Here is a 15,292-nt window from a genome sequence, read left to right on the forward strand (position 1 = left end):
ATCAGAAATAGATTAAGACAGATTTCTCTCTTTGAGAGAAAATACAAAGTAAAGGCAGGTGGCAGGTATACAGAACCTGCAGAAGCAGACGATTATTCCACGAACAGCACCAGCCCTTTCAGGTATTCTCCCTCCGGATGAAAAATAGAGATGGGATGGTCCGCTGGCTGTGAGAGATGGTGCATGATTTTGATGTTACGTCCCGCCTCTATGGCAGCTGCCATGACAGTGTTATTAAAAAGGTACTTGTCTACCACCTGTGAACAGGAGAAGGTAAATAATATTCCTCCAGGCTTTATCTTTTTCATTGCCTCCGCATTCAGCCGCTTGTAGCCCATCAGGGCATTGTGGCGCACTTTCTGGCTCTTGGCAAAAGCAGGAGGATCCAGTATGATCACATCATACATCTCCTCTTTGCCTTTCAGGAACTCAAACGTATCCACAGCAAAGGCCTCGTGGTTTTCCGGCGCCTGGCTTAGTTCCCCGTTCCTGATGGTCAGTTCTATGGCCTTTTTGGAGACATCCACAGAATGCACTTCTTTGGCATCGGCATTCAAAGCGTAAACAGAGAAGCCACCGGTGTAGCAAAAAGTGTTCAGCACCGACTTATCCTTTACATAGCGGGCCAGCAAATCGCGGTTTTCGCGCTGGTCAATAAAGAAGCCTGTTTTCTGCCCGCCTTCCCAATCCACGAAAAACTGGTTTTCATTTTCTGTGACCACGACTCCTCCAACCGACTCTCCGAGCAAGTAACCGTTTACTGCGCCAATCTGTACTTTTGCCGGCAGCGACTCAGCACTCTTATCGTATATGGCACGCAGCCTGCTGCCGTAGATTTCCTGCAGTGCCTGGGCAATATGCTCACGCACCTGGTACATACCCACCGTATGCGTCTGAATCACCGCAGTGTCTTTATAGAAATCTACTATAAGACCGGATACGCCATCTCCTTCGGCATAAACCAGGCGGTAAACATCAGTGTGGGGATTGTTTACAAGCCCGAGGCGGTTCCGGTAGTCATATGCCTGCTGTATTTTTCCCTTCCAGAAGGTGAAATCAGGCGTAACCTGATCAAAAGAAAAGATACGCACTGCTATAGAACCTGGTGCCCAGTGGCCTATTCCCAGGAACTCATGCTTGTTGGAGTATACTTCAACTATATCTCCCTCTGCCGGTTCACCGTCAGCTTTCCTGATAGCCCCTGAAAAAACCCATGGATGCTGGCGCTTTAGAGAATGCTCCTTTCCGGGAGCTAAATATAATTTAATAAAAGTCATATGCTTTTGTGGTCTCACTATGTGATTTGAATCTATATTAAACACTCTCGAAGTGCTTTGGATGCCATACGTTTACCTGCAAAGGGCATTAAATAAATGCTTTCAGGATTTGTACCGGAAAATGGGATGGAAGCATTTAAAGCACAGTACTGCTACTGAAGCCAATATATTAATCACCTAGTCACGAACTAATCAACCCTAACGTTTTCAGGTGTCCGTAAAGTTTCTGTACCGGCATCCCTACCACATTGAAATAAGAGCCTTCTATGCGCTCAATGCCAATCATACCAATCCATTCCTGTATTCCGTAGGCTCCTGCCTTGTCGAAGGGCTTATAGAGACGAATGTAGTAATCTATTTCCTCCTCCGTCAGCTTTTTAAAGTACACTGTAGTAACATCATGAAAAACTAACTTCTGCTCTTTTGAGCATATACATACGCCCGTTATCACTTCGTGTGCGGTATCTGATAAAGCAGACAGCATTTCAAAGGCCTCTTTGTAATCAGCAGGCTTGTTCAGGATGCCCTCACCGAGACAAACAATGGTATCTGCAGTAATAAGCACTTCGTTCTCCAAATCATGCTGATAAGCATCCGCTTTATGAGAGGCCAGGTACTCGGCTACTTCAGCGCGTTTAAGATGTTCAGGAAAATCCTCATTGACTTCCTTCACCTTAACTTCAAACTTGAAGCCCAAGCCGGCCAAGAGTTCTTTTCGTCGGGGAGAGTTAGAGGCAAGCAGCAGGGGACGTGACAAATTCATCTTCTTTTATGGAGGAAAATAAGAATCCAGAAATAACTTTAGGGTAAAAGAAAGTAGACTTCTGGGGCATGATGGCCCCACTGTGGCACACACGCTTCACCTGATCCATCGTGACTTCATTAGTGATCAGAGCCAGCCTCGCCTCTCCTGTATCTACCTGCCTGATGCAGGAGGTAAAATTACGTACGTAGCTTAGGTCTTTATAATCGCGCTGCGCCTTCCTGTAAACACCAAGCACTTTTTCAAAAATAAAATAATGCATAACGGTCAGGTCAAGGTCTTTTACCTCCTTGGGGAAGTTCCAGTCAATCTCAGCGTGAACTTCTGGTTTCAGGCGCAGTTTATAAGCATTACCGCTTAAGAATAAGCCAAAGGCCCACTGTTTGCCAGCAATTACTTCGTTCAGTTCAAGCGGGTCTTCTTTCGGCGTGATAATAAAGTAGACATTTAGTTTTTCAAGGAATTCCTCGTCTGTCATGTCCAGGTTCCTGAGCACCCGGTGCGTTGGCAGGATGCGCAAATCATCATGTTCTGAGTTAGTCAGGTACATGAGGTGATAGTTATAGGGCTCTAATCCGGTATGATTGGGGTTCTGCTCCGTGCGCTTCTTCCGGTACTCAAGAGATCCTTCATAGCGGTGGTGCCCGTCTGCAAGCAAAATCTGTTTCCCCTGCAGTGTCTCCACAAACAGCCGGATAACCTGATGGTCATGAATGACAGCCAGCACATCCCGCACCCCCTGGTAATCTTCCGTTACATAGAGGGGCGTCAGAATGCTTTCGTCCATATAAGGCTCCAGAACAAAGGCTTCGTCTGAATACAAACCATGGGTTGGACTGGTATTTGTCTCCGTCTCCTCCAGCAGCGCAATCCGGTCGTTTACAGCAGACGGTATTGTGTTTTCATGCCGTAACAGCACACCTTCTTTCCAGTCGTAAGCTTTGATGTTGCAGATGAAGCCTTTGCGCACATACTCCTTATCGTTTCCGGGCAAGCGGAAATACTGGTAGTAAACATATATGCCGGGCAGGTGGTCCTGCAGCAGCACACCATTTTCTTTCCACTGTTGCATTAAGGTGGCAGCCTCCAGGGCAGGCTTATTTCCTAACGGAACAGAAAGGTGAATGCTGTTGATGGGGTTGCGGTACAGTGCCTGCCGCTGTTTCTCTGAAACAACATCAAATAAAGGGGCCGTCAGTTCATCTATTTTGTCAGACAGCTTGTCGTTATAGCGCCAGGCGCGGAAGGGTAGTATTTCAGCCATGCATATTTAATTGATACGGATCAGAAAGCAGCAGTATAATGCTTCTTTCAGGGAGCCAGCCGCTTGATTTTCCAGGAATCCTGCTGCTGCTCATACACGATGCGGTCGTGCAGGCGATTGGGGCGTCCCTGCCAGAACTCAAATCTCTCTGGCTGTAGTTGGTAACCTCCCCAGTGCGGTGGACGGGGAATAGTGTCAGCATCATTGTACTTCTCTGATAACTGTTGGTCGGCTTTTTCTATGACTTCACGGCTCTCTATCTCCTGGCTTTGCGGAGAGGCCCATGCGCCAATCTGACTGCCTTTCGGGCGGCTGTGGAAGTAAGTATCTGATACCTCAGGCGCTAATTTCACCACCTTGCCCTCTATGCGTACCTGCCGTTCCAGCGATGGCCAGAAAAAGGTAACGGCAGCAAACGGACTTTCTCTGAGTTCCTGACCCTTGCGGCTTTCGTAGTTTGTGAAGAACGACAAACCATCAGCAGAAACATCTTTCAACAGCACGACACGGGCCGACGGTTTCCCCTGTGCATTTACCGTGGATAGGACCATGGCTGTAGGCTCCTCCACCTTAGACTTTAATGCCTCCTCCAGCCACACGTTAAACTGTTGGATTGGCTCCCTTGAAACAGAGTCTTCTGACAAGGCTTGCCTGGAGTAATTGCTTCGTATGTCTGCTAGATTATGTGTCAGGGCCATATTTTCTATTTTGAGCAAAATTATAAAATTATCTGCTGCCTTTAAACTTTAATCCACCTATGAATCTGTTGAATACTGCAAAACCGTAGTTAAGAGTGAGTTTAAGTATGGTTTTCTCCTCCTGACAAGTAGCATTATGTGAGTTCGACCATATTTGCTGCTTTGCGTAAGTATGAATAAAGCTTTAGATATAAGAAATCAGGGAAGTTTATGTTCTGATTCTTTATTTTGAACATAATGGCGCAGGAAATTAAATGGAAGACAAAAGTGTAAACAAGCCCCAGAACGGCAGCTTACTTATTTCAGAGCCATTTTTGGGTGATCCGAACTTTGAGCGGACGGTAATCCTCGTGTGCAACCACGATGAGGCAGAGGGAACATTCGGGCTGGTGCTGAACCGGACCTCCAATCTCAGGCTGGCAGATGTGGTGGATGTTTACAATGAGGATTTTGATGCTGAATTAGGTGTGGGGGGGCCAGTGCAGTACAACACCCTGCACTATGTGCATCGCATGGCTGAACTGCCGCAGTCAGTGAAGCTGGATGAGGGCTTGTACTGGGGTGGTGACTTTGAAAGACTGCGTACTATGATTGGTGCAGGGCTGGTGAATACTGAAGATATTAAGTTCTTTTTGGGCTACTCCGGCTGGACTGCCGGGCAGTTGCAGGAAGAAATAGATAAAAATGTTTGGATCGTGAACAACGATGCTGCGAATAAATTATTTAATTTGGACTCCGATACCCTTTGGCGCAGTGTTTTGCGTGAAATGGGTGGAAAATTCAAGGTGCTATCAAACTATCCTACAGACCCGCGCCTGAACTGAGCACGCTTTTTTTGTACTAAAGAACGTTGACATGACAACTGAAAATAATCAAATAGACGCTACCGGAGCAGAGGCTAACAAACCAGAAAACCAGCCAAGTGCTGGCTCGCCAAACAGCATTCTGGAACAAAGACTTGCTGAGATCAATGCCCGCAACCAGAGCCAGCAGCAACCGGAAAAAGCTGCACCAAAAGAGGAACAGCCAGAGATTGATCCAAACCTTACATCTGAGAAAGAAGCAGAGGAAGTTGAAGACATAACATCAGCATTTGCAGAAGCAAACTCTGATGTAGTGGATACTACTGACTTTGCAACTCCTGATGCTTCCCCTTTAGAAGAAGTGTCGGCACCGGAGGCACATGCCACAACGGAGGAGAAGGACCCTATAGAAACGTATGCGCCTGCACCGGATACTGCCGCAGAACTGGAGGCAGCCACTCCTGCATTGCTTGACACACCATCACCAGCGGGTGCAGCAGGCGTAAACACTGCTTCGATGCAGCATGAAGAAGAAGAAGAAGAGGACACAGAGGCAGCCGATTATAGCCAGCTCTCACTTGATGAGCTCCGCCAGCACTTACAGGTGGTGCTGAAAAGCGCGGATGCCATGAAACAGAACAGGGTAATTAACGAACTGCACCGCCACTACGATCAGAAATTTCAGGCGGAGCGCTTTGAGGCGCTTGAAAGGTTTAGACAGGAAGGCGGCACTGAAGACGACTTTGCCTATAATACCTCTAAAGAGCATCAGGACCTGGAGAAGCTGCTTTCTGCTTACCGTGAGGCCCGCTATCTGCAGCGCCAGAACGTAGAGGAGCAACGTCAGCGTAATCTGGAGCGCAAGGAACAACTGCTTTCGCAACTCAGGCAGTTAGTGGAGTCTGCTGAAACAAAGAACAGCAGCGACGAAGTGAAAAAGCTGCAGGCAGAGTGGAAGTCTATTGGACCAGTGCCAGCCGGCGAAGCACAGGCACAGTGGGATTCGTACCACGCACTGCTCGACATATTCTACAATAACCGCAGCATGTTCTTCGAAATGAAGGAGCTGGACCGCAAGCGCAACCTGGATGCTAAAATTCACCTGGTTGAGCGCGCAGAAGCACTGCAAGAAGAACGGTCGATCAACAAAGCACTGCAAGAGTTGCGTCACCTGCACGAGGAATGGAAAAACATTGGCCCTGTGCCGAACGACCAGCGTGAGCCGGTGTGGGAACGCTTTATTCAAGCTTCCGAGCAGGTGCACGAACGCAGGAGGGCATACCATGGGGAGCGGAATCAGCGTGAGCTGGAAAACCTTGCAAAGAAGCGTGCTTTGCTGGACCGTCTGCAGGAGTACACGAACTTTAAGACCGAGCGCATCAACGAGTGGCGTGATAAAACCGATGAAATTCAAAAGCTCAAAGAAGAGTGGGATGCCGCAGGCCTGGTGCCGAAAGAGCATGCCGAGGAGGTGAACAAAAACTTCTGGGGCAACTACAAAGCCTTTTTCCACCACAAGAACCAGTTCTTCAAAGCCCTGGATGAGCAGAAGATGGCAAACCTGCGCCTGAAAACGGAGCTGTGTGAGGAAGCGGAAAGCCTGAAAGACAGCAATGACTGGAATGCCACAAAAGAGAAACTGATACAGCTCCAGAAGAAGTGGAAAACCATTGGTCGTGTGCCAGATAAGCATTCAGATAAAATTTGGCAGCGCTTCAGGTCAGCCTGCAATGAGTTTTTTGACCGAAAGCAGGCAACGGAGCAAAACAAAGCCGCTGAGATAGAAAAGCTATCGTCAGAAAAGATGGAGCTATGCGACCGGATAGCGGAGAAACTGGCAACACCCAATGCTATGGGTTCGGTACAGGAGTATGAGACGTTCGTGACAGAATGGCGTGCCCTGGACACAGACCAGAAGCGCAGCAGCCCGAAAGTAGAAGAGAAGTTCCTGGCCCTGATGGAAAAGTACCTGAATAATGTGCCTTCTCTGAAGCCGGAGGAACGCAACACCCTGCTCGTGAAGCTGCAGGTGGAACGCTTGAAACATAGCCCAGATGCTGGCCAGAAGCTGCAGCAGCGTGAGCAGCATATACGCCGTGAAATTACGCACCTGCAAAATGATATTCAGACGTTGCGCACCAATATCGAGTTTTTCGGTCGTTCTAAAAATGCCGATAAACTGCGCCAGGAGTATGAAGGGAAAATTACAGATGCTCAAAAGCGAATTGATCAGCTGCAGCACCAGCTACAAGTGTTCAGAGGGTAAATTTTCCCTCTGAGCATCAAATCCTTACCATTTGCTGTTTAAAATTTTTAGAAGAAGCATTGCATGGTATAATTCTTCGCTATACTTTTGCAACGCTTTAGAACAATAAAGCACGCTAAAAGTGTAAGCCTCCTTAGCTCAGCTGGTAGAGCAACTGACTTGTAATCAGTAGGTCGCTGGTTCGATCCCGGCAGGGGGCTCCACTCCAAAAAGCAGAAGTGTGTACTTCCTCTGCTTTTTCAGTAAAACAAAGTACAGGCCTCCTTAGCTCAGCTGGTAGAGCAACTGACTTGTAATCAGTAGGTCGCTGGTTCGATCCCGGCAGGGGGCTCTTTAAAAACCACTTATTCCGATAGAAGGATTAAGTGGTTTTTTGTTTTTCAGGCCAAATCCTTTCATGCTACAACCGGACGCTCACTTCAAAGTACGTTACGCCTGCTTCTAACTATCACTCAAGCCCTTTCAATAGCCGCACCTTTTTTTGTGATACCTCTTGCATAGTAAAATTATCTAAAATCTGATTGGTTCAATATTTTCTTATCATTTGAACAATTCGTACTTTAAGCTACTATTTCATTTTATAAAGCTTCTTTACATGCAAGGGAGGCAGGTGGAACAACGGAACGTCTCAGTTGAAGACGGTGGGAAAAATACACTCAAGACACATTCTTATTTTCCTTCGCCTGCTTTATAAGCTAATGTAAAGTTCTTTTATGAAAAAAGTTTTTACCCTGTTCTTCATACTTTTCACAGCTTTTGCGATTCGTCAGGCACTGGGCGCTGATTCAAAGGTCTTTCACCTGCATCAGTTGCCAGCAAGAGGAGTATTTCTGGATGAAGGGTGGAAATACCAAATAGGAGATAACTATAAATGGGCCGAGTCGGGTTATGATGATAGCTCCTGGAGAAAAGTTAATCCACTTCAGGATATTCATAGTATTCCCCAATTCTGGCAGGCAGGAATAGGTTGGTTTCGGCTGCAATTGGCTGTTGATAGTGCAGTGCGACAACAGTCGCTTGTGCTGATGATTGAGCAAACAGGCGCAACTGAAGTCTATCTGAATGGGCATCTTATTCAACAGATTGGTAAGATAAGCTATAATCCGAAAGAAGTAGAAGCGCACACGCTGCCCAAAGGACACATGATTGCATTGCCACTGAACGACAAGCCTATCCAAACTCTGGCAATAAGGTATGCGCTGCAAAAAGGGATACCATATTTGCGCTTTGGGGATGATCCAAACTGGGTCCTTCGGATTAGAGTGAATGAAGTTAGTGCAGCAGCTAAAACATCAAGAGCTGATGATCTGGTGCTCACTCCCTTCGAGTACTTTCGTGCTGGTTTATTTTTTATTCTCGCTGTTATTCACCTGGCTTTTTTTTGGTTTTACCCGGTACAAAAAGCAAACTTATACTTTTTTATCTACGCATTCCTTACAGCCATATCCTCCTGTGTCGGGCATCTAGCCAATAATGTGTTTCTGGTGGAGACAAAAATGTATCTGCTTGTTTTTAATCTCCTTATAGGCTTAATCATTAATTACATCTTCTACATTGTAGCACTCTACACACTGTTCAATCTGCGGCAGGGAGTTATGTTCTGGACTTTAACGGCTGGACTCATCCTTGTTTTCCCAATGTGCTTCTGGCTTTACAATGAATTTGCACTTATTACAAAGTTGTTTTTCTTTTTGATTTCTTTAGAATCTATTAGAATAACCATCATCGCGATAAAAAGAAGAAAGCGAGGAGCCAGAGTAATCGCTGGTGGAGCGCTTGCTTTTTTTATATTCTTTTCTCTTTTCACAGCCATGTCTTATGGGTACGTGCCTGTTGGCAGCAACTGGTTTTACGGAATTTTAGCTTTCAATTTAAGTGTGTTGAGCTTTCCGGTAGCTGTTTCTCTCTTTCTGGCGCTTGAATTTGCTATCACTAGCCGAACGCTCGGAAAAAAACTAGTTCAGGTACAGCAGTTGTCAGCGAAAACACTTGCCCAGGAACACGAGAAGCAGCAAATACTTACAGCTCAGAATGAAACATTAGAACGCCAGGTGCTTGAGAGAACAGCGGAGGTAGTAGCACAAAAGGAAGAAATTCAGCATGCATTGGAGTACGTAGAGGCAACACAAGCTCAACTTGTGCAGAAAGAGAAGATGGCTTCACTAGGGGAGTTAACTGCCGGTATCGCACATGAAATTCAAAACCCGCTCAACTTCGTTAATAACTTTTCTGAAGTGAGTACCGAGCTGTTGCAGGAGTTGGAACAGGAAATTGGCTTGAATAACAGAGAGGAGGCTATGGTATTAACTTCAGATATCCGCCAGAATCTGTACAAGATTCACCACCATGGATGCCGGGCTGACGCTATTGTCAAGAATATGCTGCAGCACTCCCGCTCCAGTGCCGGAGTTAAGCAACTGACAGACCTGAATTCACTTGCAGAGGAATACCTGCGTCTGGCCTATCTGGGCATAAGAAACAAGCATAAAGACTTTAACTGCACCCTTGACACGTGCCTTGACTCAAGTTTGGAAAAGGTAGAAGTAGTACCGCAGGAACTGGGGCGCGTGCTCCTCAATATCTTCAACAACGCCTTCTATTCGGTGCAACAAAAGCAGAGGCTGGGGATTAGTTTATATAAGCCGAAGGTAACGGTACAAACACAACAAATGGTAGAGCAGCTAGAAATTCGGGTGCAGGATAATGGGATAGGGATGCCGGAGAGCGTGAAAAGCAAGATTTTCCAGCCTTTCTTTACCACTAAGCCTGCAGGACAAGGCACTGGATTGGGCCTCTCTCTCAGTTACGACATTATTACCAAAGGCCATGGCGGAGAACTGAAGGTGGAGTCGGAGGTGGGAGAGTGGGCAGAATTTATAATCAGGGTACCCCTTTCAGTAGCAGTAGGCCAAGAAGTTCCGATAGGGCCAGGTGAACTGATAATCAAAAACAGATAAACTTGAAGTATGCTGTTGCCTTTATAATTTTATAGCTATTGTTGCGTCTGCACTGTTAAAGCTAGAGCGGCACCCCCACCTAGAGCAGCACGCTAAAGTAAAAACTTCATTTTCTATGAGTTTATAGCTTACTTTGCGGTTCTACGCACTAAGAAAATGCTATGAAACTGATAGAGGTAAATACTCCGGAACTGGCACAGGAATTTTTAATGGTCCAGGTAAGGCTATACAAAAAAGACCAAAATTATATTAGACCTTTAGACAAAGACATCAACAATGTTTTTGATCCAAAAAAAAACAAGCTACTCCGCGAAGGCGATGCTGTACGCTGGCTGCTGCAGGATAATAAAGGTAAATACATAGGCCGCGTGTCTGCCTTTATTAACAGGAAAACAGCGAAGAAATATGATCAGCCAACAGGAGGCATGGGTTTTTTTGACTGTGTTAACGATCAGGCAGCTGCCAATATGCTTTTAGATGCCTGTCGTGAATGGCTGAAGGAAAAGGGAATGGAGGCTATGGACGGACCCATAAACCTGGGCGAAAGAGACAAGTGGTGGGGTGTATTGATCGACGGCTTCCACAAGCCGAATTACTGCATGCACTATAACTACCCGTACTATAAAGACCTCCTGGAGAACTACGGTTTTCAAACTTATTTCCTGCAGTATACCTATCACCGTGCCGTGGAAGATCCGCTAACGCCAGAGTATAATGAGAAGGCACAGCGCATCTTGAGGGATACACGCTACCAGTTCCGCCATCTCGACAAGAACGATCTGATGAAGTTTGCTCAGGACTTCCGGATAGTATACAACAAGGCCTGGACCAAGCATGAGGGGGTGAAGGAAATGAGTGAGGCGCAGGCTAGTGCTATTATGAAGACTTTGAAACCTGTATTGGATGAGCGCATTATGTGGTTTTCCTATTTCGAAGAAGAGCCTGTTGGTTTTTTTATTACCATACCTGAGCTAAACCAGCTCTTCCAGTACGTAAATGGTAAAATGGATTTCTGGGGGAAGCTGAAGTTTGTTTTCCATCGCTGGCGTGGCGCATGCACCACCATGTATGGCATCGTCTTTGGGATCACCCCGGAGCATCAGGCAAAAGGAGTGGAAGCGGCTATGGTTGTCTCTGCTGGAAAGCTGGTGCAAAATAACCCCAGCATCCCCTATAAAGATTTGCAGATGAACTGGATAGGAGACTTTAACCCGAAGATGATGAAAGTGGTGGAGCAGGTTGGAAGCCGTATTCTTAAAACCCATGCTACTTACCGTTACCTGTTCGACAGAACGAAGGAATTCAAACGAATGCCCATCCTCCGCTAAAGCATAGAGGGGAGGTCCATATCATCGCCTAAAACAGGTGCAGATATTTCCTTCCATTTCCAGCCGTTGTACTCCACCATATACTTAAGAGACCGACGGCGCTTGCTGAGCTGTTCTATTTTTTTTATATCCGGCTGCAACAGCGGCAAACGGGCTTCCTGCAGTTCATCGATTTGTATGGCTGGCACGTTAATTTTATCCGCATTAATAAACAAAGAGGTGAGCGATTGGATGAAGGTTGTAATTGCTTTTCTCAAGGGGATGAGAAACTGGTCCTGCGGCCGCATGTGTTCCGGCACATACAGCAGCAGAATGGTAATAGCCTCATCGAGTGCTGCCAGGTTTGGCAAGAGCGATGCTTCTTTGTCTTTGTGCTGGAAATAATGCAGCACGGGGTAAGAAAGGTGCATCTGGCCCTGGTGTATTATCTCCTGGCTTAGGTTTTGGAATTGATCCTCCAGTTTCCGGAAGTTCTCCCCATTCCAGTTGTTCAATAGTATGCGTTGCGGGCTGTTGCCAATGGAAGCAATCTGGATACTGAGTGCTCTGCGCTTTGTTACAGCAGATAATACAGGCACCATATAAGTAATGGCAATGGTGATAAACATGAGACCGCTAAAAGAAATAATGGCAGCAAATATTCTCCAGCCGTCTGTTCCTGCTTTAAAGTCTCCGTTACCGAGGGTTGAAAGGGTATAGCCTGTAAAATAGACCCGTTCCATCAGATCAGCGGGAAGCATGGTGGTGGAATCGACAACAGATTCTTTGTCTGAAGAAAGAATAAACACGTTCCCCGCCCATAGCAGTATAACCCAGGTTATCAGGATAGAGAACACGATTACAATGCCTGCTCCTGTTAAAGGCGCTCTGCCCTTGAATAACTTGCCAGCATAATAGAAAATTCTCCAAATAATAAACGTTACAGGGCCGCTTATCAAGCCGGCACCCCGTGGTGCAAAGGTGGTATAAATCAGATCTACTGCAGTGAACAGTACAATGAGAATGCCCAGCACTAAGTAGATTGTTGCTTCCATTTGAAACAGTGTGTGTCCAAGTGATTTGTTCTATATTACAAACCCTGTATACCTTTGCCGGCGAATGTGAGTTGCAAAGGCATAATTTACGAGGGGCATAAGAAGCAGAGAAAGAACATATGGATTCATTAACGCAAATAGTGTTAGGTGCCTCTGTTGGGGAGGCTGTGGCAGGCAAAAGGCTTGGTAACAAGGCCATGGTCTGGGGAGGTATTGCAGGCACCATACCAGATCTTGACGTACTGCTTAACCCGTGGCTGGATACTGTGGAGCAGTTAAGCTTTCATCGGTCCATAACGCATTCACTTCTCTTTGCTGTTGTTGCTTCACCTGTTCTGGGCTGGCTACTGAGGCGGCTTTACAGGCATCAGCATGCCACCTTCCGGGACTGGGCTTTACTTTTCTTTTTAGGCTTCACCACCCATGCCTTGTTGGACAGTTGCACCACCTGGGGTACACAGTTACTCTGGCCTTTCAGCAACTACGGCGTTGCTTTTTACAATATATTCGTAGTTGACCCCCTCTATACTCTCCCATTTCTTGTCTGTGTGCTGGCCGCAGCTTTTTACGCACGGCGTAACTCGAAAAGGCGCTTCCTGAACTATGCCGGCCTAGCCCTCAGCACGGTATACCTGCTGTTTTCATTTATAGCCAAGGCATCTGCAAACAATGCTTTTGAAGAAAGCATGCAGCAGCAAAACATCAGCTATAGTGAATACATCAGCAAGCCTACGCCTCTGAATACCATATTCTGGTCTCTTACAGCAAAGGGTGAAGAGGGTTTTTACAATGGGTTTTACTCATTGCTGGATAAAGAGCATGCTATTGATTTTGAATTTGTGCCGCAGCAGGCCGAACTGCTGCAGCCCTATAGAGGGAACCCTAAACTGGAGGAACTCCTGGAAATAACGAAGGGCTATTTTGCTGTTGTACCCGCAGAGGAGGGCATCCTGATTCAGGACCTGCGCTTCGGAAAGTTTGATGGCTGGCGGGAGGAGGGAGGCCAGTATGTATTTGTATACCATGTGTGGCAGAACGAGCAGGGAGAACTGCAGGTTGAGGAGATAAACAACAGGCCCAGAGTAGATAAAGCCTATCTGCAGTCTTACTGGCGGCGGATAAGGGGTATAAAAGAAAAAGGCGCTTAAGCAGCACCTTTTATCTTGTAAAGGCAAAGTAGTTTAAAGCGATTCATAGTAGGCGAGGGCTTTTGCCCATCCGTCAGCCGTATCTAAATCTAACTTTGAGGAGAGGGCATATTCCTGCACCTTGTTCTGTTTGTCTGGCAGCGCCCTCAACAGGTTCTTTCTGTTTAACTTTACCTTTTCGGCTTTTTTACCAGGGCCTATGAGATAGTATGTCTGCACATCTGCCAATTCATCATACTTGTTTCCTGTGCTATAAGCCCCGGTGTAATTAGCTTTTATGAAGTCTTTTTCCGGCACCATTACCAGTTGCACCTGAGCGCCATCATAAACAACAGCAACAAATCTGTTCACGAGCTTATCATCTTCGGAAGCCAGGACAGGAAGCTTCTTGAATTGCAGCTCGTGTCCTGTTTTATCGTCTGTCAGTACAAAATCATCAATTTTGTGTGGTTCAAGAATAAACTCTTTCCCTTCAGGAGTACGGTAGTTTATTTTATTTTCATACACGTTATACTTAACATCCAGATTGCGGTAGATAGTATTGTTTTTTGTGAGGGTCGCTTTGTTCCATTCTGCACTGAAAAATGGAGTGCCCTTTACTCCCTCGTACCTATTATCGTACGTACGAACCATGGTGGCATTGGTGCTATTCCCTAATTCTGCCAGATTACGTTCTGCATCAAGACCAATGGGAACAGAAGCCTGAGCAAAAGCGGCCTGTGTGGCAAAAACAAGGGGGAGGAAAAGTGCGATTCTGACCATAACTTTAAGTTTTTATGAGTAGTTAGAAGAACTGAATCTATAGGATCTTTGAGAGTACCTACCTGATGCCGACTTATTTGAATCATTAACAGGAGGTGCTTGTACCTAACTTCATAATGTAAGATAAGAGCAAACAATTTAAATCTGATTTAGAATTATTAAAATTTACAAAATGACACAAAACAGGTGGACACTAGCAGGTAAAAAAGCTGTTGTAACGGGCGGATCGAAAGGTATAGGAGCGGCAATTGTAGATGATTTCATTTCACTGGGAGCAGAAGTACTGGCTGTTGCCCGTAAAGAGGAAGACCTGCAGCGCCTGAAGGAAAAATATCCGGAAAGGCTTTTTTCTTTTTCAGCAGATATAAGTACCCCACAAGGACGCCAGGCTTTGGCCGACAAGGTACAGGAACAATGGGGAGCGCTGGATATCCTCATCAATAACGTGGGAACGAATATCAGGAAGCCGACAGCAGACTATACACCAGATGAATACGACTTTGTGATGAACACCAACCTCCGTTCTGCCTTTGACCTAAACCGCCAGCTATATCCGCTGCTTCAAAAGTCAAGTCAGGGAAATATCATACATGTTTCGTCTGTGGCTGGTTTGGTGCATGTGCGCACCGGCAGCATCTATGGTATGACGAAAGCGGCCATGAACCAGCTAACCCGTAACCTTGCCGCTGAATGGGCAAAGGACGGCATACGGGTAAATGCAATTGCCCCCTGGTACATCAGCACTCCGCTGGCCCAGACTGTACTGCAAAACAAAGAATTCCATGATGCAGTGGTAAGCAGAACACCCATGCAGCAGGTAGGCAGACCCGAAGATGTGGCCGGTGCTGTGTCCTTTCTTTGCATGCCCGCGGCGGCTTACATAACCGGGCAAACACTCGCCGTTGACGGAGGCTTTACCATCAACGGATTTCACCCTTTGTAGAGGGCCTGGAGCTATTTTCAGAGGCAGAAAGTACTGCTGATAAATCTGG

The 15,292-nt window shown here is 46.4% G+C and carries 12 protein-coding genes and 2 tRNA genes; 8 read left to right on the forward strand and 6 right to left on the reverse strand.

Annotation, left to right across the window (positions count from 1 at the left end):
* Positions 1-92: 92 nt before the first annotated feature.
* The 4 genes from ACFS7Z_RS01655 to pdxH form a co-directional block, all read right to left on the reverse strand.
* Positions 93-1,277, reverse strand: a complete 1,185-nt coding sequence (locus ACFS7Z_RS01655; RefSeq protein ID WP_377479890.1) for a class I SAM-dependent rRNA methyltransferase — start codon at positions 1,275-1,277, stop codon at positions 93-95.
* A 181-nt stretch (positions 1,278-1,458) separates the two neighbouring features.
* Positions 1,459-2,040, reverse strand: coding sequence for a Maf family nucleotide pyrophosphatase (locus tag ACFS7Z_RS01660; RefSeq protein ID WP_377479894.1), 582 nt, complete (start codon positions 2,038-2,040; stop codon positions 1,459-1,461).
* On the reverse strand, positions 2,006-3,304 hold the full coding sequence (locus ACFS7Z_RS01665; protein WP_377479897.1) for a DUF1015 domain-containing protein: 1,299 nt from the start codon (positions 3,302-3,304) through the stop codon (positions 2,006-2,008). Before ACFS7Z_RS01665 ends, ACFS7Z_RS01660 begins: the two co-directional genes overlap by 35 nt.
* 47 nt (positions 3,305-3,351) lie before the next feature.
* The gene (pdxH, locus tag ACFS7Z_RS01670; protein ID WP_377479900.1) at positions 3,352-4,002 is read right to left on the reverse strand and encodes a pyridoxamine 5'-phosphate oxidase; all 651 of its coding nucleotides are present in this window, start codon (positions 4,000-4,002) and stop codon (positions 3,352-3,354) included.
* Positions 4,003-4,256: 254 nt separating this feature from the next.
* Here pdxH and ACFS7Z_RS01675 point away from each other — a divergent pair, with 254 nt between their 5' ends.
* The 6 genes from ACFS7Z_RS01675 (at position 4,257) to ACFS7Z_RS01700 (ending at position 11,356) form a co-directional block, all read left to right on the forward strand.
* Positions 4,257-4,826 carry a YqgE/AlgH family protein gene (locus ACFS7Z_RS01675; RefSeq protein WP_377479903.1) on the forward strand — a complete coding sequence of 190 codons (570 nt, stop codon included), beginning with the start codon at positions 4,257-4,259 and terminating at the stop codon, positions 4,824-4,826.
* 31 nt (positions 4,827-4,857) lie between these two features.
* Positions 4,858-7,071 (forward strand): DUF349 domain-containing protein, encoded by a 2,214-nt coding sequence (locus tag ACFS7Z_RS01680; protein WP_377479906.1) that lies wholly within the window; start codon positions 4,858-4,860, stop codon positions 7,069-7,071.
* Between the two features lie 127 nt (positions 7,072-7,198).
* Positions 7,199-7,274, forward strand: a tRNA-Thr gene (locus ACFS7Z_RS01685).
* 55 nt (positions 7,275-7,329) lie between these two features.
* Positions 7,330-7,402 (forward strand) — tRNA-Thr (locus ACFS7Z_RS01690).
* A gap of 382 nt (positions 7,403-7,784) precedes the next feature.
* Positions 7,785-10,028, forward strand: coding sequence for an ATP-binding protein (locus ACFS7Z_RS01695; protein ID WP_377479909.1), 2,244 nt, complete (start codon positions 7,785-7,787; stop codon positions 10,026-10,028).
* Between the two features lie 161 nt (positions 10,029-10,189).
* Entirely contained in the window at positions 10,190-11,356 is a 1,167-nt protein-coding gene (locus ACFS7Z_RS01700) for a hypothetical protein (RefSeq protein ID WP_377479912.1), read from the forward strand.
* Here ACFS7Z_RS01700 and ACFS7Z_RS01705 read toward each other — a convergent pair.
* Positions 11,353-12,390, reverse strand: a complete 1,038-nt coding sequence (locus ACFS7Z_RS01705; RefSeq protein ID WP_377479915.1) for a potassium channel family protein — start codon at positions 12,388-12,390, stop codon at positions 11,353-11,355. The genes ACFS7Z_RS01700 and ACFS7Z_RS01705 overlap by 4 nt on opposite strands.
* Positions 12,391-12,509: 119 nt before the next feature.
* Here ACFS7Z_RS01705 and ACFS7Z_RS01710 point away from each other — a divergent pair, with 119 nt between their 5' ends.
* Entirely contained in the window at positions 12,510-13,538 is a 1,029-nt protein-coding gene (locus ACFS7Z_RS01710) for a metal-dependent hydrolase (protein WP_377479918.1), read from the forward strand.
* A 33-nt stretch (positions 13,539-13,571) separates the two neighbouring features.
* Here the strand turns inward: ACFS7Z_RS01710 and ACFS7Z_RS01715 are convergent, their stop codons facing one another.
* The gene (locus tag ACFS7Z_RS01715) at positions 13,572-14,300 is read right to left on the reverse strand and encodes a hypothetical protein (protein WP_377479921.1); all 729 of its coding nucleotides are present in this window, start codon (positions 14,298-14,300) and stop codon (positions 13,572-13,574) included.
* A gap of 172 nt (positions 14,301-14,472) precedes the next feature.
* Here ACFS7Z_RS01715 and ACFS7Z_RS01720 point away from each other — a divergent pair, with 172 nt between their 5' ends.
* Positions 14,473-15,243, forward strand: coding sequence for an SDR family oxidoreductase (locus tag ACFS7Z_RS01720; RefSeq protein ID WP_377479924.1), 771 nt, complete (start codon positions 14,473-14,475; stop codon positions 15,241-15,243).
* Positions 15,244-15,292: the final 49 nt, after the last annotated feature.

Source organism: Pontibacter toksunensis (assembly GCF_042686245.1).
Classification (GTDB): Bacteria; Bacteroidota; Bacteroidia; order Cytophagales; family Hymenobacteraceae; genus Pontibacter; species Pontibacter toksunensis.